A 25205-nucleotide genomic window follows, 5' to 3' on the forward strand; every position below is an offset into this window, starting at 1 on the left:
ATTCTAATTCCGATGTCTTATCTATTTCAAGCTCATTATAGGTTTTTCAAAACTTTAAACTAAAGATTAGATTATTCTTTCTACAAACAAGATCCCATTTAAATGATCGACCTCATGTTGAACAATACGAGCAGGAAAACCATGAAAAACTGTCTCAACCACCTCACCCTGAAGTGTTAAATATTTCACCTTCACCATTTCTGCACGTTCAACTTGTCCACGCTCATCCGGTACACTTAAGCAGCCTTCTTCACCTAAACACACTTCGTTTGAGAACTCTAAAATTTCAGGATTCACCATGACTACAGCTTCCATTTCAGGTGCATCCGGATAGCGTGGATTTGGTCGAGACGCCACAATAATGACGCGTTTAGAGATGTAAACTTGCGGTGCTGCAATCCCTACCCCATTACGCTCAAGCATTGTTGCATGCATAGCGTCAGCAAGCTGATAAAGCCAATTACTGTTTAACTCATTTACCGAAACGGGAACCGCAATTAGTTTTAAAATATCTTCGCCACGCTTCGCGACAGGTAGAACTACACTCATCCTTTGAATCTCTCATTAAACTGGCTATGACAAGTTTTATTGTGTCGCTGAACGACTCAAAAGAAAAGTCATTCCTACATCTGTTTTTGTTTCATCTAAAGCGTTTTTTGTTTTAAAGCTTTTTGTTCTGAGTAAGTCCAATCGACATCGTCCTATAGAACAAATTTCCTCCATTTACTTTTACTTCACTTTTCCATTAATATCCAAACTTCAATTACAACAATTAAGTAAAAAATGGATCAGGACTTAACTTTGCAGGATGCGAACTATCTTAATAAAGAAGATAAACGAACCCTTGCCCTTTCTTCATTGGGTGGAGCTTTAGAATTTTACGATTTTGTGATTTATGTGTTTTACGCCAAAATCATTTCCGACCTCTTTTTCCCAAGCACGCTTAGCCCTTTTTGGGCCATGCTTAATACTTACGGTATTTTTGCAGCAGGTTATTTTTTTAGGCCTTTGGGTGGGGTTGTTATGGCCCATTTTGGTGATTTGGTCGGGCGTAAAAAACTATTTTCGCTTTCTATTTTACTGATGGCACTGCCTACCCTGTTTATCGGGATTTTGCCAACTTTTGAAAATATTGGGTATTTGGCACCACTACTTTTATTACTCATGCGTGTAGTACAAGGGATTGCAATTGGGGGGGAAATTCCAGCCGCATGGACCTTTGTGTCTGAACATGTACCTGAAAGAAAAATCGGACTGGCAAATGGGTTACTCACCGCTGGGCTGTCTTTAGGAATTTTACTAGGCGCGCTCATGTCTTTATGGATTTCACTGAATTTTAGTGAAGGACAAATCCATGACTGGGCATGGCGTATTCCTTTCATTGCAGGTGGTATTTTTGGTTTGGTTGCACTTTATTTACGAACTTATTTAAAAGAAACGCCTGTGTTTAAAGCCATGCAGGCTCGTAAAGAAATTTCAAAAGAAATGCCTGTAAAACAAGTATTAAAAACGCATAAAACAGCCGTTGCGATTGGCATGTTATTTACATGGTTTTTAACAGGCTGTGTGGTAGTGGTGATTTTAGCCATGCCAAATTTATTAACTGGTACGTTTGGCTTTGAGCGCGCACAGACTTTTGAAATGCAAAGTGCCGCGATTGTTATGCAAATGGTCGGTTGTATTTTGGCAGGCTATTTTGCTGACCGTTTTGGTTGTGGCAAAGTCATGATGTTTGGTGCGCTTGCCGTAGCACTCACAGCAGCAGTTTTTTATAACAGTTTGGGGCATGCCGCACATTCAACTATTTTTGGTTTATATATGCTGTTGGGCCTATGCTCTGGTACTGTCGGCATGGTGTCGAGCAGTATGGTTAAAATGTTCCCCGCGCCTGTGCGTTTCTCGGGCATTTCATTTTCTTATAATTTGTCTTATGCAATTGTTGGTGGTATGACCCTGCCTTTAGTGCATTGGCTCAGTCAATATAGTGATATTGGTGCGATGTACTATATTTTCGCGCTGACTATTTTAGCCTTTGTGACTGCTTTTGTATTTTGGAATAAGTTTGAAAAAAACAGATATTAAAAGTTTTTACTCATTAAAAAACCACGCGGATTGCGTGGTTTTTTAATGCAGTTCAGTTTAGAAAGTAAACCCAATATTAAAGTTAATACGGTATAACCATTTGTCGCTGTTTGGCGAGGTTGCAGAGGTATAACCCGTTGAGTTTGTAGAGCCACCAATAATGTTGGAGTTTTTACCCCACGTATAATCCGCCCAAACCATAAATGGTGAAGCAATAAACATCATCCCTGTGGTATTCATTTGCGAGTCTGACCAATCATCACGTTTTTTATCGAGATAACTATAGTCATTATAAAACTTAATGGCTTTTAGCTTACCCATATTGGTCACAGGCAACGTATAAGCAAGGTTTAAACTGGCAATGGTCCCTTCCGAAGCAATGAAATAAGCAGGTGTAAGACCATTTGCCCCCATCAAAGTCATATCATTATTTACACCATCTGGATTTTTAGCATCGTACTGATAGTGAATGACCGAACTTTGTAAGTTAAAGCGCTTGTAGTTGTTTTCGGTATGCAAACCGACTGCATAATATTTACCGTCTTTATCGGTAATATCATTATGTAGCTGAGCAATTGCACCCGAAACACCAAACTCTTGTTTACCAAAATCAGTTTCTAACTTGCGAACAATGCGGGTATTCACCTGATTGCGCTTTTCATTTTGATAGGCTTTTTGAGATGGAAATGCATTTCCTGCCAAGTCATCATAAGTTGCACTCTCAGGTGAATAACGCAAGTTCGTCTCTAACATTTGCGGGTAATAACCGAGTTTTACATCCCAATCTTTGTTGTGATAATTCCAGTTGATCCCGGGCGCAATGTTGTTGCCATAACCTAAAAAGAATGGAATGTGGTAGGTCCAGCCATTTTGTGGATAGGGATAAATCGTAAATGGTTTATAAACCAGACCTGCTTCAATGCTGTTATTGGCATCTAAGTTATAGCCGACATATGCTTTTTCAATGGACGTTTTTTGTTGGTCTTGAACCATATAACTGGCATTGATGTAAGCATCATCAAACTTACCTTTGAGATCTACCTTAAAAATATCAAAATGGAGCTTACCAAAACCACGGTTCGGCCCTTCCCAATCTTCATAACGCTGATTTAAACGCACCACCCCACCTAACTTTAATGAATCGGTGCCATCATCACTTTTCCATTCAAGCAATGAATCTTTTGCAAATGCATTGACGCTTACCCCCAGCGTAAGCGGTGCAATGAATGCCATGATCAATGAAGTCTTTTTCATCTCTACATCCTTGATTGAGTTCCAGCGTCCTGCTGGAACTTTATTTGTTTTACCTGTAAAACTTAGTTTTTATTGTTTTTTAGACAAAAAATTTTATCTAAAAAAAGGATGGCTTAGCAGCTCCCATCGCATATGTACTAAACCATCCAAACTGGTTAATACAGTTTCTTTTGCGGTGGACCCGCAAAGTTTAATGGCCCAATCGAGTTCATATCGAGCTCAAGCACAGTTGGTCCTTCAAAAGCGACAGCCTCTTGAATAACCGTTTTAAACTCATCTGCACTACCAACTTTCCAGCTCTTCACACCCATTGATTCGCCAAGAAGTTTATAGTCCGGTGTATGCAATTCATTGAAATATTGACGACCACCAAAGTAGTTATTTTGAATGCCACGCATTACGCCATAACCACCATCATTCATAATCATGAGGACCATGTTGGTGTTTTCTTGCACCATGGTTGCAATCTCGCCAATGCCAAGCATTAAGCCGCCATCGCCTACTAAACCAATCACTTTTTTGTCAGGGTTAGCAACCGAAGCACCAATTGCTGTTGCAAGGCCTAAACCAATTGCACCCGCAAGTGAGTGGATGTTTTGGTTTGGTGCTTGTACAGGGAATAAACGACTGCCCCATGTACTACCCGACATGGTGATGTCACGTACAAAAATGCCGTCTTGCGGTAAAGCTGCACGTAAGTGATCACAAATTAATGCGTACTGATCGATTTGTTTACGCAGTGCATCAATTGCAGCCTGTTTAGCCTCCACTACAGCAGCATCGTAATCGGCATCAACTTTTGAAGTTCCTTGAAGCTGTTCCAACACACGTGTTAAGACATCTTTGGCATCACCACAAATGAAGTTGCGGATTTTGTAATTACGTTGCTGAGCCACTGGGTTTGCATCAACCTGAATAATATTTTCAGGGAACTCAACCGAATAAGTTTTGGTTTCATTACTGCGTAAACGAGAACCCACCACAACCATTAAGTCAGCATCTTTTAATAGTTGCTCAACACCTGCCGAGTTATGGAATGCACCTAAACTACGTGGATGGTCATCTGCCAACACACCGCGGCCGTGTGTAGATGAAACAACCGGAATACCTAAATCTGCAATTGCTTTAACTTCGGCAACACTATTTAAAGTTCCACCACCAATCCAGAAAATCGGGCGTTTTGCTTTTTTGATTTCACTCACAAGAAGATCAATTTCAGCTTGTTCTGCCTGTGGCAATTCAAGTGCTTTCACTGGGCCTAAGTTAAATGGCAAATCAATTTCTGCTGCTTGTACATCAATTGGTAGCTCGACACTGACAGGTCCCATTGGAACAGTCGTTGCCACACGGATGGCTTCACGAATCACACCAACAGCATTGTCTGGACTAGTAATGCGAAATGCCGCTTTGCTTGATGCACGTAAAAACGTAAGTTGGTCTTTAGTTTCATGAATGAAACTTGCATCACGGTCGAGATACTCACGCTCAACTTGACCCGTTAAATGCAATACAGGACTACCTGCATTCATTGCTTCAATCAATGAACCCACCGCATTTCCTGCCCCAGCACCCGTACTGGTCAACGCCACACCTAGGCCTTTAAAGCGTGAGTGTGCATCTGCCATGGTGACCGCACCCGCCTCACCACGTGCTGCGACAAAGCGCATTTTTTCACGGCGTCCTACTGCATCGGCAATAGGTAAATTGTGGATGGAAATAACACCATAAATACTATCAACTTGGTGCGCTTCTAAAACTCTTGCGATTGCTTCGCCTACATTTACACGTTCAGTCATGTCTGTTCCTCAAAATTTGTTTTTTCAGTCCTTGAATTTATTAATCGCACCAAGGGTTAGGCTGTTCATTCAGCCCCATATAAATACTCTTTTGTTGCATGTACGATAAAATACCCAAACGGCCTTTCTCGCGCCCAATACCACTGTCTTTAAAGCCACCAAACGGTGCACTAATCGAGAATTTTTTGTAGGTATTAATCCACACTGTTCCCACTTCTAATGCACGTGCAATACGCCAAGCTTTGCGATAGCTTTCAGTCCAGATGCCTGCGGCAAGACCAAAACAACTGTCATTGGCTTGAGCAATTAAATCTTGCTCGTTGTCATATTTCATAACCACTAAAACAGGGCCAAAAATTTCTTCCTGACAGGTTTGAGCACTATTATTTAAGCCCGTGATAATGGTCGGTAAGTAATAACTTCCTTTGGCATAATCACCAGTCGTAAGCGCTTCACCACCAATCAAAACCTGACCACCTTCGCTTTTGGCAAGCTGCACATAACGGTCAACTGACTGCAAATGTTTGTCATTGACCAATGGCCCTAAATGCACACCAGCCTGTTCCGGATGGCCCACACGTAAGCCTTTGGTAATTTCAACCAAACGTGTTAAAAACTGATCGTAAAGACTGCTATGAATAAACAAGCGAGAACCTGCGATACACGCTTGGCCTGCCGAGCTAAAAATTCCATACGCGACACCTTTAGCAGCCAGTTCGACATCTGCATCCGGCAAAACGATGGTTGGGGACTTTCCACCCAACTCAAGTGAAGTGGTAATCAGTTTGTCAGCGGCAATGTGTGCCAAATGACGCCCAGTGGTTGTTCCACCTGTAAAAGAAATTTTACGAACCAATGGGTGCTGAGCAATGGCATCACCAATCACAGAACCACGCCCCACTAACACACTGAGTAAGCCTTTTGGTAAACATGCTTCTTCAAAAATTTTGGCAAGCTCTAAAGCAATCAGTGAAGTTGCTTCTGCTGGTTTTAACACCACTGCATTTCCTGCTGCCAAAGCTGGAGCAAGCTTTTGAACTTCACTTGCAATTGGAGAGTTCCAAGGAGTAATTGCTGCTACCACGCCTACAGGTTCATGCACACTCATGGTCATAAAGTCTGGAGCACGTTGAGTGGTGAGTTCGTCATTCAACGTTTCACATGCAGCTGCAACATAACGTGCAGTCGCCGCAGCACTCATCACTAAGCCACGAGTTTCGGTTAAAGGCTTACCATTATCGCGTGTTTGTAATTTTGCTAATTCATCTACACGCGCTTCAATAATATCTGCAACTTTGTAGAGAATACGTGCACGCTCATGCGGCAAGCTGTTTCTCCAGCTCGGTTGACGCCAAGCCTGATCCGCTTTTTCAATTGCTTCATTTACATCTTCAAGCGTTGCTGTTGAAAGCTCAGCGTTTACCGACTGATCTGCCGGAAACAGGCTTTGAATGACTGCACCACGGCCTAATCGCCATTCACCTGCAATATAAATTTCCTTTGCCATGATCAAATCCTTCTTAAATCTGTATTGCTTCTACACTGTTGCGACAAGCACGAATCACGCTAAGCGCAGCCAAAGTTGATGTTTTTGGGTTACTTGGTAACGGCACCCCCACCAGTTCAATGGTCATTTGTCCAAAGCCACCTTCTGCCACAATGGTGTGTTTGTTTTTGTTGATAGTTGGATCAACAGTTAACTCAACCATGGTTTCATCCATTCCAAGCCCTGCAAGTGCAATGGTTGCTGCAACGTTGGCATTGGCTGGAAATTTGGTCGCAGCTTCACGCGCAGTTCCTGTGAAAAAGACCGTAGCTTCAGAAACATGGTCTAAATCGACCAATTGCTCTGCATAACTGCCCTTCCAGCTTTTTGGACTTTTACAGCCTTTGTAAGTGACTTTTTGCAAGCCACCTTCTTTGGCTGCAGAAATACCGTCAATGCCTGCGATAGCGCCTGCCAGTAAATGCAGATGGGCATCATTTTTTTCGGCAGTTTGCTTAAGCTGAACAAGAAACTCGTTATCAGCCAAAGTACCCACCGAGATCAGACCAATGGTCCAGCCTTTCGCTAAAACTTTTTGAGCATGCTCTTTCACAGCTGCTTGACCTGCCACCTCAATGACATAGTCTGGCGTACCATCACATTGCTCAATATCGGAAATCACCTGAATCTCGGAAGACACTTGTGACTGCACTTTTTCAATACTGCGAGATGGCACGACAATCCATTTGAGTTGCAGATCTTGAGGCAAGTGGGCATACACTTCTGCTGCCATTGCGCCAAAACCAATCATCATCAACTTTTTCATGACAGCACCTGATATTTATAAATGTTTATTAAAACCACCCGAGACATCTATTGCCGAACCTGTGGTATAAGATGCCAATGGTGATGCCAAGAAAACTAAAGCACGTGCAGGTTCTTCTGGACGGCCTAAACGCTGCATAGGAATGCCACGATTTTTTGCGATATTGCCAGTCCACTCTTCCCATGACAGATTTAAATCTGAACGGGTTTCATAGCGGCGTTTCCACTGCGCAGATTCGACCATACCCAGTAAAATCGAGTTCACACGGACACCATATTGAGTAAATTCATGCGCCAACGAATGGGTTAAATTCAACAGTGCAGCGCGTGCAGATGAAGTCGCAATCATGTGCGGTTCTGGTTGCAATGCCAGTAATGAGTTCACATTAGTAATTGAGGCATTTGCCGACTGTTTTAAGTCATCAAGAAAAGCCCGTACCGGATGTAATACACTGAAATATTTCAGTTCGATTTCTTTCATCCAGTCTTCATCTTGCGTATTTTCAAAACTTGAAACACGACCTTGCCCAGCATTGTTAATGAGCATGTCCACATTGCCCAAATTGAGTTTGACGTCTTTAGCAAATTGCTGAACTTCTTCTTTTTTCAATACATTGCATGCCTTAGTAAAAATATTGGCATGCGGAAATTTTTCTAAAATATAGTGCTTAGAAGCATTTAAACGTTCTTCATCGCGACCACACCACGCTACTTTTGCACCCTCTGCAACCAGTATTTCAACAGCAGCCAGCCCAATCCCAGATGAGCCACCGGTAACAACTGCAACTTTTCCTTCAACTTGGAAGCTCATAATCCTTAATCTCTCTTACGATTGTTCCTGAATCGTCAACATAATTTGGTTAAATGCTTGCGGTTGGTCGACATAACTTAAATGTCCTGCATCTTCTATGATGAAGCGCTGTTCCAACTGCAATTCCTGAGCAAGCTCTTGTATACCTAACGCAGGAGTGATTTGATCTTGCTGCCCTGCAATCACTGTGCACGGAACTTTTAAATGGGTTAAATAATTACGTATTTCGTCATATGCGAGTAAGTACGATGCATGGGTAAAACCCTGTAGAGTCAACTGTTGCATCACCTCTGAAACTAAAGCTAAGGCTTGTGGCTCTTGTTTATAAATCAAATGAGGTCCACGACTTTCGGCCATTCCTTTAGCACCAAGTTCTTTCAACATTTTTGGTCTTTTTTCAAAAACCTGAATTTGTGTTTGCTCATCGTGGCGTTGGTAGCCTTGAGCTAAGTTAGCGATAACTAAATGTTCCACTCGCTCTGGGTAAAGTGCAGCAAATGCACTCGCCTGTAAGGCACCTAATGAGTGTCCAACCACAATGGCTTTTTCAATTTTTAAAACATCGAACAACGCAGCCAAGCGCTTTGCGTAGTCGGTCGCATTTGGCTGATCAGTTAAAAGTTCATCTGATTTGCCATAGCCTGGTGCGTCCCAGGCAATGACATGAAAATGATGAGACAACACTTCAAGTTGGTTTACCCATGAAGCAGAACCTGAACTAATGCCATGCAACAGCACAAGGTACTCGCCCTGACCGGCTTCCCGATAAGCTTGTTGCTGACCTTGAACAGTCACGGTTTTCACCGGAAATTCTGCTAACTTTTCAATGAGTGTCATCATTTTCAATTCTTTCCTTTCATTCACTTCATCAAACAATTAACGTTTGATTTGAGACAATGGATGCTCTGGTGGATAGTTCGGAATGGTTGGTTTACCTGTTCCCAACATCACACACATCAAGGCATCTTCTTGACCTGGGTTAAATAAACCGCGGTAAATTCCCGGTGGAATTGAAATCAGGTCACGCTCTTTTAAACGGGTCTCAAATTTTTCGCCATTGTGTTCAATGAACAAATCAATTTCGCCGCGGAGCATAAAGAACACTTCTTCAACATCGTGGTGAATGTGCAAAGGACCTTCACACTGTGGTGGCAGAACCATCGTTGAAAATGTGAAGTTTTCTGCTGGCACGGTGTTACCGTCATTTGCAACGCCTGTTGCACCCGTACCCATGTAACGCATTTGTGCACGGCGATATTTAGGGTCGTAATCTGCTTGGAACTTCAAAGCATCAAAGTCATATTTACGTGTCTCAAAGCGAGCAATACGCGTGTTTAACCACTCTTCTAAAGAAGCACCCTCTGGTTGTGCCCACGATTCGAATTGTTGTGTAGTCATTTTTTAAACTCCTATACAGTGAATTAATAACGTTTTAAAAGAGGAACCAAGAACAACGACCCAATGACAGCGACAGCAGCCAAGAAGGTAATTCCTAAATTAAAACTATGTGTTTGCATCACGATGTAACCGATAAGAACAGGCGCAATTGCACTTGCAAAATTACCTAAACCGTTAAATATTCCACCCGCAGTCGCCCCTACATTTGAGGTCGTTACTCTTGCAAGCAGAGCAAATACAGCTGCTACTCCAAAACCCCACGCCATAGCACTTAAAGACATGGCAGCAATAATCAATAATGGCTCGGTCATAATGACCATCACATACATGAAGATGCCCGCGAGTAATAAACCGCTAAATACTTGAATTGCACGGCGGCCTAACTTGTCAGATAAAAACGCACCGATAATTTCGCCAATTAACATGGCAATGAATGGAAAGCTTGAATACATCCCAAACTCTTTGAGATTGAATCCTTTGTCTTGCATTAAGTAAGAAGGAACCCAGCTATTTAAGCCCCACAAATACGTCATCAATGCAATGTTGAACAGACAAACCAACCAGAATGCTCTATTGCTCAAAAGTATCTTGGTATTGGCAATGTGACCTTTGAAATTGGTACGTTTACTCTCACCCTCAATTTCGACAGTTTTCTTGAGCTGCAAGTTACGCAGACCAAAAACAATGCTAAAAATCGCAATCAGGGTTAGCGCAGCCATCACAAAAAAAGTGGTGTGCCAGTCATGGTGAGCTAAAACATTTGCAGTGATCGGGAAACCAAGGAATGCACCTATTGGCGTTCCAAGTAAGAACATGGTAGAAGCGCGTGCCTGCTGACGGTCTGTGTAAGTCTGCTTAACAATGGTGTATGCCAAGGCAAATAAAGGACCTTCTGCTAAACCAAGCAGTACACGTAAAACCAACATGCCTGAATAACTAGTGGTGAACCCCATGCAAAACATGAGTATTCCCCACGATGTTACGCTCCAGAACAGCATTTTCTTTGGGTTAAAAATGTCACCTAAAAAGCTTAGAAAGACCGATGAAAAACCATAAGCAAGTAAGAAACTTGTCATGAGCCATCCAAGCTTGGCCTTATCTTCAGCAATTCCCATTGCACTTTGAAAATGAGGATCTGAAAATAAAACCGCAATACTAATCTTGTCGAAAAATGCCAGTACCACACACACCATAAGGACAAAAGCAGGTACCCAATGCTTCAATCCACTTTTTTCTTCATTACTCATGTGTCATTCCTTCGATTTGGTAATGAGAACCAGATTTAATGTTTACGGTTTTAACTTCATGACATTAAATTCAGCATCTGCTAATAGTTTTGGATCTAAAACGGTGTTGGCTTGCATCCAACGTTTCGCCAGTTTGATCAGTTTAGAATCATTAATGGCAATCATGTTGAGCAAACGATTTTCATGGTCCAGATATAAATAGCTCACCTGATCTTCACCACCTTGGCGAATCACCACTTCTTTGGTTTTTTCAGGCTGATACGTCCCTAAAATCTGGATATTGAAGTGATATTGATCAGACCAAAGCCATGGAATATCAGTATATTCAGTTTCAATTCCGAGCATTGATTTTGCTGCGGCAATCGCCTGATTTTGCGCATTTGCCCAAGACTGAATGCAATACCCCAAACCCGGATGAATCGCGACATCGCCTGCGGCATAAATGTTTTGATCTGAGGTTTGCCCAAAACAATTCACCACAATGCCATCTTTCACATCGAGACCAGCGTGTACACCTAACTCTTTGGCAATCTCGGCGCCTGCACCTACCACAACACAGTCAAATAACTGGCTATTTTGAGGATGGTTCACCACTTCAACTTTTTGATTAGGCGCTTCAACCAAATGAAGGCTCTTACTGTCTAAGTGAATTTTTGTGCCTTGGATCTCATGCATATTTTTTAAAAATGCAGAAACTTCCGGACTCACACTTCTTGCACATAAACGGTCGCCATACTCAAAAATATGAACATCTTTACCTTGCTTACGTGCAGTTGCAGCAATTTCTAAACCAATCCAGCCACCGCCAATCACAGCGACATTTTTTGCATTCTTTAAAATTTCAGCTAAACGTTCACAGTCATGCACATTGCGTAAGGTCATAACATTTGGAATAAACTGCCATGTATTAACCGGTACACGTGCACGGCTTCCGGTTGCAATCAGCAATTTGTCATATGGCAAAATCTGGCCACTTTCTAAATGAACCTGTTTTTGCTCACGGTCGACTTTTGTTGCAATTTCCGGTTTATGCCATTGAACGTTGAACTCTTGAACCTGTTCAGGAGAGAACAGATTCAAACTTTCATAAGTTGCTTCTTTTGAAAGCACTTGCTTAGACAATGGTGGACGCTCATAAAACACTTGATCTTCATTTGAAACCACGTGAATTTCGCCCACATACCCATTTTGACGTAAGGTACTTACTGCCCAACCCGCTGCCTGTCCGGCACCTACAATTACGATCTTTTCCATAGCCATCTTCCTTGTAAAGCAATGCCTGTTAAACAGGCTTCACCTGACGGCGAGTTGTGTCATCAAGACCACCTTCAATCGCCCATTCGGTGAAAAGCTCTAGACGATGTTCTTCTACACGTGGCTGCCATTCTTCTGTCAAATAATCATCGTTGGTGTAATATTCAAATGCACCACCCAATGGTGAGTTGACGTACCAGAAATAAGCAGAAGAAATTGGATGACGTCCCGGTCCAATAAAGGTTGACCACTCCGAACGATTCATATTTAAACCGCCCCCAATCACCTCATGAATATCACGTACTACAAACGCAACGTGATTTAAGCCAGCAGGTTTATTTGGAACACTGAGTAAGAATAAATCATGGTGATAACCTTCACCGCGGCAGCGTAAGAATGCACCACGATTTTTGTAGGCATCAGATAAATGAAAGCCTACTTTTTCAATATAGAAGTTTTCAGTTGTTGCCAAATCCGGTGTGAAGAACACCACATGTCCAATGGCAACAGGTTGGCCTTTTTCATAGACAGGACTTGCTGCATTCACACGTTGAATGTTGCCGTATTGGTTAATACCTTCCGTTTTAAGTTCTGGTACTTCTTTAACAAAACTTTGTTCAAAACGAATGGTCATGCCATTGGGGTCAAGACACTGAACTGTACTTTCAGAACGTTTAAAACCCTCTACATCGGCCAAACGAGCTGCTAAGTCTTCGAGGTCTTGTGTGCTTTCAACACCCCACGTGACTTCACGTAAAGTTGAACCTTGTTCAATGGCAGCAGGCAAACGGTCATCATCACAATTAAATAAATAAATTTTGCTACCGTTTTGAGTCTGGTAAAGATCAGCGCCTTCAATATCCGAAGTACTTTGGCTTAAACCAAAATCTGCTAAAAACTTGTTTGAAGCGGCTCTATCTTCAACTCCAAACTTTAAAATCTCGATCCCTGTAATCATTTGACTACTCCTTAGTTAAAGACAAAACCGCCATTGACCGGAATATTTTGACCTGTCACAAAAGAGGACAAATCCGACAGTAGATACAATGCTGTTCCATTTAAATCTTGTGGAAGTTGCTGACGTTGAATCGCTCTTCCGTTCACATATAAATCATGACGTTCCTGTGGCACATACTCAGTTGCTTCAACCAGAGTAAGGCCTGGTGACAAGGTGTTGACACAGATATTGAACTGTCCCAACTCTCTCGCCATTGAACGTGTCATGGCAACAATTGCACCTTTACTTGCCACATAAGCCATCAAGTTCGGTGCACCCCAAAGTGCTGTATCGGAAGCAACATTAATAATTTTGCCAGCAGCCGATTGTTTTAGATGGGGAACGCATGCCTTACTGATTAGCCATGTGCCTTTCACATTAATATTCATGACCCGATCCCAAAGTTCAGGATCATAATCAATCATATTTTTTCCACCGACATTGGTCGCCAGTGCCGCACAGTTCACAAGTCCGTCTAGTCCTTGTAATACTTCCACGCTTTTTGCAACCGCATTTTCAATAGAGTCTGCATTGGCAAGGTCAACTGTTACTGCATGAACATTTAGCCCTTGTTTCTGTAAAGCTTGTGCTTCTTGTTGCACTAAGTCAGATAAAATATCTGCCATCACAACTTCAGCACCAGCCTCGGCAATGGCTTGAGCAAAATCTCGGCCTAAACCACGTGCAGCCCCAGTCACTAAAACTTTTTTGCCTTGCAACAACGCTACATTAGCCATGAGCTTCTTCCTGCATCTCGATACGGTTTGATGCATTTAGCGCAGCAATTTTCTTTAATTGCTTCTCAGCTTCTTTTTTCATTAAACGGCGTAAACGTGCAAGACCCACATCGTGTTGATATAAGAACTCTCGCGCACGCGCATTTGGCGCAAGGTTTTCTAAAATAATGCGATCTTGTTCCAATACATCCCAATGCAACTGTTCTAAATGATTGCGATATAGGAAGCGCCATACATTACGTTGCCAACCACTTACCTTACGGCAGCGCCAGAAAAATACACGAGTATTGTTTGCATCAATTGGGGTTGCATAACCCACAATCCAGAATTCACCACCCGGACCAAATTGTTTACGGTAAGGAATTGAAAGACGTAACCAGCTTGCACCTGTTGAACCATATTCAACCCAGTCGAAGTTCACGCCTGTTTGACCTTCTTTTTCGAAAACAAAGCCATTATCGGTTGTACGATGCTTCATCTCTGCAGTACGTTCGCCGTCTGCCATCGAGTGTGAAGTACAGTGCAAATAGGTACCGTGCATTGGGTCCATCACGTTATCAATTGCGTATTGATGGTTTACTTTCCAGTCTGCTTGGCAAAGGAATGAACTCCACTCTTCGCTTGCAAGTTGCTCTGGAAACTCAAGCGGTTTTGGCTGTTCATTTACATCAATACCAAACCAGATAAAGATCGCGCCATGTTGCTCAATGACCGGATAGCTCTTTAAACATTTAGTACCAGTCATTGGACATTCATGAACGGCTGGTACGTCAGCAACTACACCGTCAGCACGAACTTCAACACCGTGATACCAGCAAGCAACTCGGTCACCCAAGTTCCAACCCAGTGAAAGACGAGCACCGCGGTGTGGACAGCGATCTTCAAGCGCATGAACCTGACCTTCGGCATCACGCCAAACCACAATATTTTCGCCTAAACGAGTAATTCCAACTGGATTAGCAGCGACTTCCCAACTTGCTAAAACCGGGTGCCATTGATCACGTAAACCAAGTTCTAAATATTCTTCAGCGCTTTGTGAAGCTGATACGATTGCGTTCATTTTATTCTTCCCTGAATCAATAACCTAAACGTTGCATTTCTTCTGTAAAGCTTGCAGAAGTCCATTCATCACCAGATTCACAGCGGAAACCCTGTTGATTAAGTGCAGAAACAACGTCATCTAACTCTGTTGCGCCCGCAGAAAATGCCTGAATCAAGTTCTTTACAAAATCTTGTTCGTAGAGAGTTGGCTCTTTATAACGTGTCTGCCAAACCAACAATTCAGATTGACCTGGAACTTGAATATTGTTGATACCTGCTTCGGTTGCCGGCGTTGCATGAATCCAGCTTGCTAACTTTTCATTAAATGTCTTCATTGTTCTGCTTCCTTGTACATGTGAGGACTAGAGTTGAATTTGAATATCCTGTCCTTCAACACGAACTGGGTACGTACATAGGTTTCTACACCCTGGTCCACTTTTTAGCTCACCTGTCTGAATGTCAAAAATTGCTTCGTGCAATGGACATTCAACAGTCTGATCTTCGATAAATCCTTCGGTTAATAAGGCATACGCATGAGGGCAAACATTTTCGATAGCAAAGTAATTTTCATCGACGAAAAATACGCCTATTTTTTTCCCTTCAATTTCGATGGCTTTCGGCTCATCTTCGCTAACGTCACCCTGCTGACAAACTGAGATCCAACTCATACCTTGCGTCCTCATTTTGTTTTATATACAAAACATAATTTAACTTTCAAAACACAAGCTAAGCATAATACCCTTGATCATTTTTTGTCAAAGTAAAAATAAATATAAAATTCATTTATTTAGTAAATTTTAAATATTTTGTTACGTTTCATTCTGGAAACAAAGTTTTAAATATAAAAATTGTTTTATGTATTTTTAACAATTACAATAGTTCTAAAATAAAGCAGCATGCCCCAAATTGAACCTTGTTTTATTTATAGGAAAAAGACACGAATGAGCCTAGCGATTGAAGAAGATTCTCAAGAATCAGAAACTACAAGAAATGATGATCGATATTTAGTACCCGGACTTGTGCGGGGTTTAGCTATCTTGCAAGCATTTAACCAACAAGCGCAAGAAATGACAATTACAGAAATCGCTGAAATTTTAGAAGTGAACCGTTCTAGTGCATTTCGTCTGATCTATACCCTCGAATCTTGTGGTTATTTAAGAAAAGCATCTCAAAAAACTTATGCTCTCGATTCTAAAGTGATGGAACTTGGTTTTAACAGTTTATCTAAACTTTCATTACTCGATTTATCGACACCATTAATGAAAGAACTACGTGACCAAACCAAACTTGCGGTGCATCTTTCAATTTTAGAAGGCACTCATATTGTCTTTGTAAATAATATTCAGTCGATGGGAACATTTACGAGCAACATTAGCTTAGGTACTCGCTGGCCTGCTCATGCCACCGTGATTGGTCAAATGCTTTTGTCTGATTTACCTGAAACTGAAGTACGTCAGCGTTACCGCAACTTTAATGATTGGGACAGTTTCTCTGAACTGACTCCAACCAGTTTAAAAGCTTTATTGCAAAGGCTCTCTTACGTAAAAACTCAAAAAACCATGGTGAGCTGGGGTCATTACAATCATGATATGGCAGCCTGTGCGGCACCTATCTTTAAACAGTCAAATAGTAAAATGGTCGCGGTTATTTCAGTGAGTTGCCCAATTACCACTTACGACGAAAAAACTTTTAAAGAAGATATCGCAAACCTCGTCATTGAAACAGCAAATAAAATTTCCAAATTTATTTATTAAAAAAAGCGACGTTAAGTCGCTTTTTTATGAAAGTTTATTTTATAAATTAAAAGTTACTTTTAAATACTTTTCCATTCATATCTTGAAAAATAAGTATCGAATGATGATCTTTAATATCAAACTTTAAATACTGCTCTTTAAACTGAATAATTGCATAAAACTCTTCAGCACCATCATCTAAACCTGTAACAGAAATCTGGCTGCCTTGTGGAAAATCCTTGAGCCATGCAGCCTTATAAAAATCTGATACGGAATTAAAATCTATATATTTTGTGGGTTCAGCCATAATTTTTTGGGCCATAGTATCAAACTGTTGTTGTTTATAAACCTCTAAGCTCAACAACATGATCATTCTCCAAATTAAAGCTGATTAGTGGCTAAAAGCTGTTTCTTTTTGACTTTTTCCCATTGATACCAACCATAAGCTGCCATCAAAACAAATGCTGCATACAAAGCGGCTGTTAAAAATAAATCTTTATAGATAAACATGCCGACATAAATAATATCGACAAATACCCACAGTATCCAAGTCGCAATATGCTTTCGGCTTGTCCAGTAAGTGGCAAGCAGACTAAATGCGGCAAGCTGTGAGTCGAGCATGGGCACTGCTGCATCAGTAAAGTTTTTAAGAATTAAGCCAAAAAGCAAGCCGCCTACCGCAGCAATAACCATTTGCATGATAGCGGTTTGAACTGCAATAGGTTCAATTCGAATGTCGTGATCTTGCTGCTTTCCTTTAAGCCAATAGTAAAAGCCATAAAAATTGACGACCATAAAAAAGAACTGCAAAATCGTTTCGCCATAAAGCTTAAATTCATAAAACAAATAGGCATATAAAACGAAGGCAAAGAAATTAAACAGCCAACACCACATATTACGGATGACAGTTAATCCGACTCCAATTAGGCTAATCAAGACCGCAAAAATTTCTAGAGGTGACATAAAACAGCTGCTTATTGAGATCATTTTGACAGCGTATTATGAGAAAAATATAAAGTTAAGCAAACTGCTAATTTAAATAAATCATGGAAATTAACATGATATGAGAGTTTATACTTTTCAAATGACATCGATTTATTTCAATATGTAGATAAAAGAAATACTTATCAGGTCATCAACAAATTGTATTTGATCGTTTTTAAATGATTGTTTAAAAGATAATGAAAGACAAATAAAAGAGCGTGAAAATATGTCAAATCAAGAAGGAAAAGTCAGTCGTGAAACTCGCGGACATATTTTTTTAATTGGCTTAGATCGGGCAGCAAAACGTAATGCCTTTGATAGCCACATGATTAAAGATTTATCCCTAGCTCTCACTGAATATGAAAATAATGATGCGCTGCGCTGTGCAGTTATCTTTGCTCACGGCGAGCATTTTACTGCTGGTTTAGATTTAGTTGAGTTACAACCTAAACTCGCTACAGGTGTGTTTGATTTTAGTGAAAATGAAATTAACCCTTGGGGCACTGTAGGCCGAAAGCTCAGTAAACCATTGATTGTGGCAGTACAAGGTTATTGTTATACCGCTGGTATCGAACTATTTCTCAATGCAGACATTGCTTTAGCGAGTGAAAATACACAATTTGCTCAAATGGAAGTTCAACGTGGCATCTTACCTTTTGGCGGAGCAACTGCACGTTTTACTCAAGCTGCGGGTTGGGCCAAAGCCATGCGCTATTTACTCACTGGTGACTCTTTTGATGCCAAAACTGCCTTTGATATGAACTTGATTACAGAAATATGCCCGGAAGGTACGGAACTCAACCGTGCAATAGAACTTGCTGAACATGTTGCGCAAACTGCACCACTTGCTGTAAAAGCGACCCTTGCCTCTGCACGTGAAGCTATGAATGAAGGTTACGAGGTTGCCTTTAAGCAATTGCAAAGCCATCTTCAGCCTTTGCTCACCACAGAAGATGTTCAAGAAGGTGTTTTTGCCATGTTGCAAAAAAGACCTCCTATTTTTAAAGGTAAATAACATCTACTTAAGCACTGCGCTCTACAGTTTAAAACTTATGGATATACCGAAATTAGCGTAAAAAAAAGCCCACATGATGCGGGCTTTTTTGATTAATCTTTTTTATTCAACTCTAACGATTTTACCTAATTCATCGTGGTGAACGACTGTAATTTTCTGACTACGCCCCTGCTCAATTTCATGTTCAGGTAAATCAAAATAGCGCGCATAGTCATCTGTCTGTTTTGCTTTAAGCGCATTACCACCAACACGACGCTCCGGTAGCACATGACTCCACAACAATAAACAAATTGCACAAGCAATTAATGCAGTAATGCCATGTTCAATGCCTACACCGAAGGCACTAAACAAACGGTGAACCAAATGTGTTTTTTGGAGCTCAGCCAATACCCAAATAAATACGAATGGACGCCACAACAACAACCAAACCGCCCACATCATGGCTGTGCTTGTTGTAGAAGCATAGCGTTTATGCCATGGTAATTGACGGCGTAAATCAATAATCAACGAATTTGTCTTCATTTCTCTCTTTACCTAACGAAGTGCTGTGGTTTTTCCCCAGACATCAATACAGCACGATCTTTAAAATCTCATGACTCTTGCATTTCATCCACGAATGCCCCGATCCGGGCTCACCCAACGCGCACGTTTCTCATCTCCACGTTTTAAAACTTTTGGAAATGCCACAATAGTTGCCGAGATGGTGATTAGCCAAAAGACCAATGGATACCAGATCATCCAGAAATAGTTTTTTCCTAGATGTGGTTCATAACGACTATCCATCCACTTGCTTAAAGCAAACTGAATGAGACAGGTTGCCCCCAATAAAATACCGCTACCATAAGGTAAAAACGGAGAGCTCACAACGGCTAAAGCAGGGACCGGTAAAATAAAATGTACCAACCACAACAAAGCCATCGCTAGCATTAAATATGACCAAACTAAGGTTAAGCAAAGCTCAAACATTAAAGGCCATAGAAAATTTAATTTCGGTTTGGTAAACACATCAATATTTTTAATTAATACCTGTGCCCCACCCATAGCCCAACGTAACCGCTGTTTCCACAAACCATTTAGAGTTTCGGGCATTAAAATCCAGACCAAGGCATTCGGTTCAAAACGAATGTCCCAGCCTGCTCGCTGCAATTTCCAAGTAATATCGATATCTTCAGTCAACATATTGGGAGACCAGTAATCGACTTGGTGAACAGCACTCTTACGAAAAGCGGTAATTACACCCGATACGGTAAACAAGCGACCAAAGGTACGTTGTGCACGTTTAATCATGCCGACAATCGAAGAGAACTCTCCGACCTGAATACGTCCTAGTAAAGTTGAGCGAGTACGGATACGTGGGTTACCCGTAACAGCTGCGATGGTTGGGTTTTCCAGAAAATGACGAATCATCCACTTTGCTGCATGTGGATCAAGTAAAGCATCCCCATCAATACCAATTAAAAACTCGGCATCAGTCATTAAGCTTCCGGCTTGCAACCCCATGGCTTTACCTTGGTTTTGAGCCAAATGAACAACACGTAATTTTTCATGTTGTGCTGCTAAACGGTCGAGTACCTCTCCTGTATTGTCTGAGCTACCATCATTAATCGCAATCACCTCAAAATGAGGATAGTCCAGTTTTAAAGCATGACTGATAGTCTCTTCTGCATTATCCCCTTCATTAAAACAAGGAATTAACACAGCGACTTTAGGATAACTTTCTAATGGAACAGGTTGATCGTAAGGCGGAGCCTGACGTTCTTTCCAATAGAAAATGATCGCGCCAATCATCCATAAATACGACATGAATAATGGATAATAGAAAACGAATTTTAAGGCATGCGACCATATTGCAGCAAAGATTGTCATGTTTTAGCCTCAACTACGGCACAAGACGAGATGATTTTTCAGCAAATGCTTTATGCATTGTGTTTACATCCGGATGATCTTTAATCGGGTCATCTGGGTAATATCCAACATGCATGACACCTTGCTGATAAAGAGAATGAATTGTTGCTGCCATTTCAGCCGATGGTACCTTTTCGTTTTTACGCCAGTCGGTTGCCTGTAATTCAAAAACAGTTTTCTTAATGCCATTTGGATATTGTTTCACACGATCAATCATATCTTTATAGAATTGATCGGCATTATCGACCTGTTCCATATAAGGCATTGCCATAATAGCCGTAAAGTCATAACGTTTTAACGACTCTTCAAGCGATTGTGAATACCAGTTTTCTGCATATGGTTTTAAAGCAACTTGCGCGTATAAGTTACGTGCGGTAAGCAAGAACGGTTCATATTGTCGCACGTCATCAACGAGTTGCATGGCAAAATCATCTAGATATTTTGTCTTATATGCCGTCCATTTCTGCAAGTCCTGATCATTACCACGGATTTTTGCTAAATCTGTTGGTAAGCCTTGTTTCGCATAGGCTTTTAATGCATCGGGGCTTGCATCTTCATAGTCAGATAAAGTGACATCATCATGGAATAAAATTCCGTTAAATGAAGATGACTTAGCCAAGTCTTGATAAATCTCACGAATAGTTTGGCGTGCCTCTGGTGAGAATGGACTTAAACGGATATACCCCATGTTGAGGTGCTCACCTGCTTTTGCTTGCTCTGTCACCACCAAATCCTTAGAAACAGGATCAGTTTTTGGTAATTCCCATGCCAATAAAGGCATCCATGCATAAATACGACTTACAGGCGTACGGGTTTGAATTTGCCATGCTACACGGTTAAACAAGTCAGCACGCATTGGAATATGGCGGTTTGGGAAATACACCATATCAGCAGAGCCATTCGCATCTGGATCTGAAAAAGCTTGCAAATAAACTGTATTTACACCCATCGCATTAATTCGGTCTAACAAGTGACCTAAATTACGTTCTTGCTGTTTCGGGTCTGGATCATAAATATAGTCCAGATCGACATGCATAATTTTTTGCGGACGGTTGTTATCCGTTAAATTCAATTCACGATTTTTGATTTCTTGAGCCAAATCATCCGTCGTCATATCGCCTTCTACCAAAATACGGCTCATATTTTGTAGCGATTGTTTTGCGTGGTCAGCCCCATCATCCAGTGTAATAGTTACTGGCATACCCAATTTTTTCGCAATTTGGACAGTTTGCATATTATAGCGACCATATGGCCACACCATAATACGTGGTGAACGTAAGCCATGCGCTTTGAGTAGCTCATTATTCTTCTTTAAGTCATTATAAATACGTGATTGATACTGTTCATCGTTCTCATAGGTTTGAGTTTTAACATCATAAAAACGAGTTGTTGCAGCAGGTTCAGAGTTACCTTGCGGGTTGCCTGTAATACCGCGGTGTAAATGATAGCTATGGCTTGCAATCTCTACAAAACCACTATCTTGCATCTCTTTGAGCTCACCCCAGCTTAAGATTTTATCACGTGGGATTTCTTCCCCTGAAAAATCAACTTTCTGCCCTGCTTTTGGTTCTAACCATGAACCTACGACAGCAAGAACAACCGGAATTTTTTTAGCTTTAATGACAGGATAAGCATTTTGATAAAAAGATTGATAACCATCATCTACAGTTAATAAAACTGGTTTTGTAGGCAGTTGAGCCTTACCCTGATGAGCACGGATCAGCTGATCAACCGTAATAAAATGGAATCCGTTTTTTTGTAGCCATTCAACATGCTGTGTAAATTGTTGAGTCGTCACTGCATATTGAGGAATTAAGGCATTTTTAGTATCGGTAATTTCATGATAACCAATCACCGTGAGTGTTGAAGCGTCCAGTTTAGGTGGTTTAGCTAATGCCATGCCTGACAAACCTGCCAAGGCCAAGCCAAGTGATATGTTCAACAAAGGAGATGCAAAGCGGATAGTCATGAAATAGCGTCTCAATATCAATATAGATTATTTATGTGAAATTTGATGTTAAGGCACAAACTATTTGAAATTTGGTCTTAATATCACACTGCCTACAAATGAACAGTTTTTCATTTGGCATTTATAATCAAATAATCTGAAAATAATCTTAAATATTTAAAAAGCTAAAATATAAATTAATAATGTATTTATATTTAAAGCTCATATAAATAAGAAAGCCCCCTAAAGGGCTTTAAATTTTTCACTAGTCACGAGTTTTGACATCGAATAATTCAATCTCAAAAATTAAATTAGAGTTTGCTGGAATGATCTTACCCATTTTACGCTCACCATAAGCTAAATGAGCAGGCACGATGAGTTTACGTTTGCCGCCAACTTTCATTCCCATAATGCCTTGGTCCCAGCCTTTAATCACACGGCCTGTGCCAATTACACATTCAAAATAATTACCGCGGTCAATTGAAGAATCAAATTTTGTGCCGTCTTCTAACCAACCTGTGTAGTGAGTTGTAATCAAAGCACCTTTAACCGCTTCTTTACCTTCACCTACTTTTAAATCGATAATTTCTAATTCATTTGACATGGTTTACCCCTTAATCTGAATCTTGAAAATCGCAATTGGTACTTAGTGTACCAACTGAATCTGTAGAATTTGTTGCGCTTTTCTATGTTACTGTAACTGTGTCCACACAACACTTGCCTGACCCTTTTCACCTAAAAGCGTCCACTCGTTGTCCATAACATTTAATTGAAGCTGCATGGTACGTTCACAAAGTTGTTCAAGCTCTGCTGTACTTTGAGGAGCAATTTGCCACACCTGAACGTTACTTAACGTTTTAATTTTACTGTTTCGTTTCCACCAGTCTTCGACTTGTGTGCCATACACAACAAGCGCAACTGTTTTACAGCGCGCACTGGCTTTTTTGACTTTATCTTCAGACGGTAGACCAACTTCAATCCATGTTTCTAACTGACCCGTTAAATCTTTTTGCCATAATGCTGGCTCGTCAGTTTCAAAAAGGTCTTTAGTAAACTCAAGCTCATCACTTGCGAAACGGGCAAAAGCCATCAAACGAACCATTAAACGTTCTAAAGTTTCCGAAGGATGCAAGGCAAGCGTCAGCTGGTAATCACCATAAATATGGTCATCCATATTGGCAATATTCAAGTCTGCCTTATAAATTGTTGCTTTAAGCGCCATGATTAATATGTCCAAAAATTTGGCGCTAAGGATACTCGATTTTAGGTAAAAAATTATAAAAAAACTGAACAATACAAAGCATAGTCATGTGAAATTTGCATATTCTTCCAAAACGCTCAGCTTATTTTATAGTTGGCCGGTTTTTTGCTTTAGAGAGAGATATTCTCCTCTTTCTAAAATTGATGACTTATGTGGCTAAAGCTCAAGCGTAGTTTATTTTTACAGGTTCTTTGTGCTCTCTTTCTTGGGGTTGCAGTTGGAATCGGCTTTCATGATTTCTCCCTATCTTTAAAGCCATTAGGTGATGGTTTTATTTCTTTAATTAAAATGCTGATTGCCCCTATTGTGTTTTGTGTGGTTGTACTGGGAATCTATGGTGCAAATGACATCAAAAAAATGGGCAAAGTCGGTGCAAAAACTATTCTTTATTTTGAGGTGGTCACCAGTATTGCCTTAATTTTAGGCATTGTTGTGGCTTATGTATTTAAACCAGGCGTCGGTATGAATATTGATATTAGCCATTTAGATGCAAAAGATTTAAGTACCTATACCGAACGCGCCCATGAAATGCATACAGGTGCGGAATTTCTACTCAATATTATTCCAAAAACCTTCACTGCTGCTTTTGCAAACGGCGATATTTTACAGGTTTTATTGATCGCTATTTTATTTGGTGTTTCCCTACTTTTAATTCCTAAACATTTGGCAGAGCTGGTGCGTCAAGCGCTTGAAGCTTTTTCTGAAGTCTTCTTTAAAATTATGGGGCTCATTATACGTTTAGCTCCAATTGGTGTATTCGGTTCAGTGGCCTATACCACTGCTAAATTTGGTTTAGATTCACTCTTACAATTGGGTTATTTAGTTTTACTGTTTTATGCAACCTGCATTTTATTTGTCGTTATTGTTTTAGGCTCGATTTTAAAACTTGCCGGTTTCAACATTTTCAAATTTGTGGGCTATTTTAAAGATGAACTCGCTATTGTTTTAGGTACAGCCTCTTCTGATTCTGTGCTTCCACAAATTATGAAAAAACTCAAAAATTTGGGAATCAAAGATTCAACAGTCGGTTTGGTTATTCCAACTGGTTATTCTTTTAATTTAGATGGATTTTCAATTTACTTAACTTTAGGGGTGATCTTTATTGCGCAAGCCTGCAATATTGATTTGTCTATGCATGACTTACTGGCTATTTTGCTGGTTTCGCTCATTACATCTAAAGGCGCTCACGGTATTCCCGGCTCGGCCTTAGTTATTCTTGCAGCCACACTTTCAGTGATACCAAGTCTCCCTGCAATTGGCTTAGTGCTGCTACTTTCAGTTGACTGGTTTATTGGAATTATTCGTGCCTGTACCAATTTAATCGGCAACTGTGTCGCGACCGTAGTGATTGCTCACTGGGAAAAAGATATTGACCATGCTCAAGCCAAAGCAGTGTTAGATACAAAACCTTAAAATCAGTTTTAGGGAACA

General features: G+C 40.7%; 26 protein-coding genes. 4 read left to right on the top strand and 22 right to left on the bottom strand.

Annotated features, from left to right (window positions below):
- Positions 1-66 precede the first annotated feature (66 nt).
- Positions 67-549 (bottom strand): peptide deformylase, encoded by a 483-nt coding sequence (def, locus tag AWW73_RS07420; RefSeq protein ID WP_031947636.1) that lies wholly within the window; start codon positions 547-549, stop codon positions 67-69.
- 234 nt (positions 550-783) lie between these two features.
- Between def and AWW73_RS07425 the strand changes: the two genes are divergently transcribed.
- Entirely contained in the window at positions 784-2082 is a 1299-nt protein-coding gene (locus AWW73_RS07425) for an MFS transporter (RefSeq protein ID WP_062849267.1), read from the top strand.
- 57 nt (positions 2083-2139) lie between these two features.
- Here AWW73_RS07425 and AWW73_RS07430 read toward each other — a convergent pair whose 3' ends face one another.
- From AWW73_RS07430 to AWW73_RS07495, 14 genes are all read right to left on the bottom strand, one after another.
- Positions 2140-3336, bottom strand: a complete 1197-nt coding sequence (locus AWW73_RS07430) for a hypothetical protein (protein WP_062849268.1) — start codon at positions 3334-3336, stop codon at positions 2140-2142.
- A gap of 155 nt (positions 3337-3491) precedes the next feature.
- Entirely contained in the window at positions 3492-5132 is a 1641-nt protein-coding gene (locus AWW73_RS07435) for a thiamine pyrophosphate-binding protein (RefSeq protein ID WP_062849269.1), read from the bottom strand.
- Positions 5133-5172: 40 nt separating this feature from the next.
- A complete protein-coding gene (locus AWW73_RS07440; protein WP_062849270.1) occupies positions 5173-6639 on the bottom strand; it encodes an aldehyde dehydrogenase in 1467 nt (488 codons plus the stop codon).
- Positions 6640-6652: 13 nt separating this feature from the next.
- Positions 6653-7444, bottom strand: coding sequence for an aspartate dehydrogenase (locus tag AWW73_RS07445; RefSeq protein ID WP_061875613.1), 792 nt, complete (start codon positions 7442-7444; stop codon positions 6653-6655).
- Positions 7445-7459: 15 nt separating this feature from the next.
- The gene (locus AWW73_RS07450) at positions 7460-8254 is read right to left on the bottom strand and encodes an SDR family oxidoreductase (protein ID WP_062849271.1); all 795 of its coding nucleotides are present in this window, start codon (positions 8252-8254) and stop codon (positions 7460-7462) included.
- Positions 8255-8269: 15 nt separating this feature from the next.
- Positions 8270-9094, bottom strand: coding sequence for an alpha/beta fold hydrolase (locus tag AWW73_RS07455; protein ID WP_062849272.1), 825 nt, complete (start codon positions 9092-9094; stop codon positions 8270-8272).
- A 36-nt stretch (positions 9095-9130) separates the two neighbouring features.
- Complete coding sequence (locus AWW73_RS07460; protein WP_016144595.1) at positions 9131-9652, bottom strand: cupin domain-containing protein; 522 nt, start codon at positions 9650-9652, stop codon at positions 9131-9133.
- A gap of 23 nt (positions 9653-9675) precedes the next feature.
- A complete protein-coding gene (locus AWW73_RS07465) occupies positions 9676-10899 on the bottom strand; it encodes an MFS transporter (protein ID WP_016144594.1) in 1224 nt (407 codons plus the stop codon).
- Between the two features lie 42 nt (positions 10900-10941).
- Complete coding sequence (locus AWW73_RS07470; RefSeq protein WP_062849273.1) at positions 10942-12153, bottom strand: NAD(P)/FAD-dependent oxidoreductase; 1212 nt, start codon at positions 12151-12153, stop codon at positions 10942-10944.
- 28 nt (positions 12154-12181) lie between these two features.
- Positions 12182-13111, bottom strand: a complete 930-nt coding sequence (locus AWW73_RS07475; protein WP_016141934.1) for a VOC family protein — start codon at positions 13109-13111, stop codon at positions 12182-12184.
- Positions 13112-13122: 11 nt separating this feature from the next.
- Entirely contained in the window at positions 13123-13887 is a 765-nt protein-coding gene (locus tag AWW73_RS07480; protein WP_057074082.1) for an SDR family oxidoreductase, read from the bottom strand.
- Positions 13880-14947: an aromatic ring-hydroxylating oxygenase subunit alpha gene (locus AWW73_RS07485; RefSeq protein WP_062849274.1), complete on the bottom strand. Its 1068-nt coding sequence runs from the start codon at positions 14945-14947 to the stop codon at positions 13880-13882. The genes AWW73_RS07480 and AWW73_RS07485 overlap by 8 nt, the downstream gene beginning before the upstream one ends.
- Positions 14948-14963: 16 nt before the next feature.
- Positions 14964-15263, bottom strand: coding sequence for a recombinase-like helix-turn-helix domain-containing protein (locus AWW73_RS07490; RefSeq protein WP_016141937.1), 300 nt, complete (start codon positions 15261-15263; stop codon positions 14964-14966).
- Between the two features lie 27 nt (positions 15264-15290).
- Complete coding sequence (locus AWW73_RS07495; RefSeq protein ID WP_002117586.1) at positions 15291-15596, bottom strand: non-heme iron oxygenase ferredoxin subunit; 306 nt, start codon at positions 15594-15596, stop codon at positions 15291-15293.
- Positions 15597-15869: 273 nt separating this feature from the next.
- On the opposite strand from AWW73_RS07495, the gene AWW73_RS07500 reads away from it, so the two are divergent.
- On the top strand, positions 15870-16682 hold the full coding sequence (locus tag AWW73_RS07500; RefSeq protein WP_062849275.1) for an IclR family transcriptional regulator: 813 nt from the start codon (positions 15870-15872) through the stop codon (positions 16680-16682).
- 46 nt (positions 16683-16728) lie between these two features.
- On the opposite strand, the gene AWW73_RS07505 is transcribed toward AWW73_RS07500, so the two are convergent.
- Positions 16729-17028 carry a hypothetical protein gene (locus AWW73_RS07505; RefSeq protein WP_062849276.1) on the bottom strand — a complete coding sequence of 100 codons (300 nt, stop codon included), beginning with the start codon at positions 17026-17028 and terminating at the stop codon, positions 16729-16731.
- A 14-nt stretch (positions 17029-17042) separates the two neighbouring features.
- Entirely contained in the window at positions 17043-17624 is a 582-nt protein-coding gene (pnuC, locus tag AWW73_RS07510; RefSeq protein WP_062849277.1) for a nicotinamide riboside transporter PnuC, read from the bottom strand.
- Positions 17625-17871: 247 nt separating this feature from the next.
- On the opposite strand from pnuC, the gene AWW73_RS07515 reads away from it, so the two are divergent.
- Positions 17872-18660 carry a crotonase/enoyl-CoA hydratase family protein gene (locus AWW73_RS07515; RefSeq protein ID WP_062849278.1) on the top strand — a complete coding sequence of 263 codons (789 nt, stop codon included), beginning with the start codon at positions 17872-17874 and terminating at the stop codon, positions 18658-18660.
- A gap of 102 nt (positions 18661-18762) precedes the next feature.
- Here AWW73_RS07515 and pgaD read toward each other — a convergent pair whose 3' ends face one another.
- The 5 genes from pgaD to AWW73_RS07540 form a co-directional block, all read right to left on the bottom strand.
- A complete protein-coding gene (pgaD, locus tag AWW73_RS07520; RefSeq protein ID WP_031947620.1) occupies positions 18763-19182 on the bottom strand; it encodes a poly-beta-1,6-N-acetyl-D-glucosamine biosynthesis protein PgaD in 420 nt (139 codons plus the stop codon).
- A gap of 84 nt (positions 19183-19266) precedes the next feature.
- Positions 19267-20526 carry a poly-beta-1,6-N-acetyl-D-glucosamine synthase gene (gene pgaC, locus AWW73_RS07525; protein WP_062849279.1) on the bottom strand — a complete coding sequence of 420 codons (1260 nt, stop codon included), beginning with the start codon at positions 20524-20526 and terminating at the stop codon, positions 19267-19269.
- A 13-nt stretch (positions 20527-20539) separates the two neighbouring features.
- Positions 20540-22534, bottom strand: a complete 1995-nt coding sequence (pgaB, locus tag AWW73_RS07530) for a poly-beta-1,6-N-acetyl-D-glucosamine N-deacetylase PgaB (RefSeq protein WP_031947619.1) — start codon at positions 22532-22534, stop codon at positions 20540-20542.
- Between the two features lie 244 nt (positions 22535-22778).
- Positions 22779-23117: an FKBP-type peptidyl-prolyl cis-trans isomerase gene (locus AWW73_RS07535; protein ID WP_002117532.1), complete on the bottom strand. Its 339-nt coding sequence runs from the start codon at positions 23115-23117 to the stop codon at positions 22779-22781.
- Positions 23118-23204: 87 nt separating this feature from the next.
- A complete protein-coding gene (locus tag AWW73_RS07540; RefSeq protein ID WP_005075397.1) occupies positions 23205-23735 on the bottom strand; it encodes a YaeQ family protein in 531 nt (176 codons plus the stop codon).
- Positions 23736-23924: 189 nt separating this feature from the next.
- On the opposite strand from AWW73_RS07540, the gene dctA reads away from it, so the two are divergent.
- Positions 23925-25187, top strand: coding sequence for a C4-dicarboxylate transporter DctA (gene dctA, locus AWW73_RS07545; RefSeq protein WP_016144581.1), 1263 nt, complete (start codon positions 23925-23927; stop codon positions 25185-25187).
- Positions 25188-25205 lie beyond the last annotated feature (18 nt).

The sequence above is a fragment of the Acinetobacter lactucae genome, assembly GCF_001605885.1.
In the GTDB taxonomy this organism is placed as follows: domain Bacteria; phylum Pseudomonadota; class Gammaproteobacteria; order Pseudomonadales; family Moraxellaceae; genus Acinetobacter; species Acinetobacter lactucae.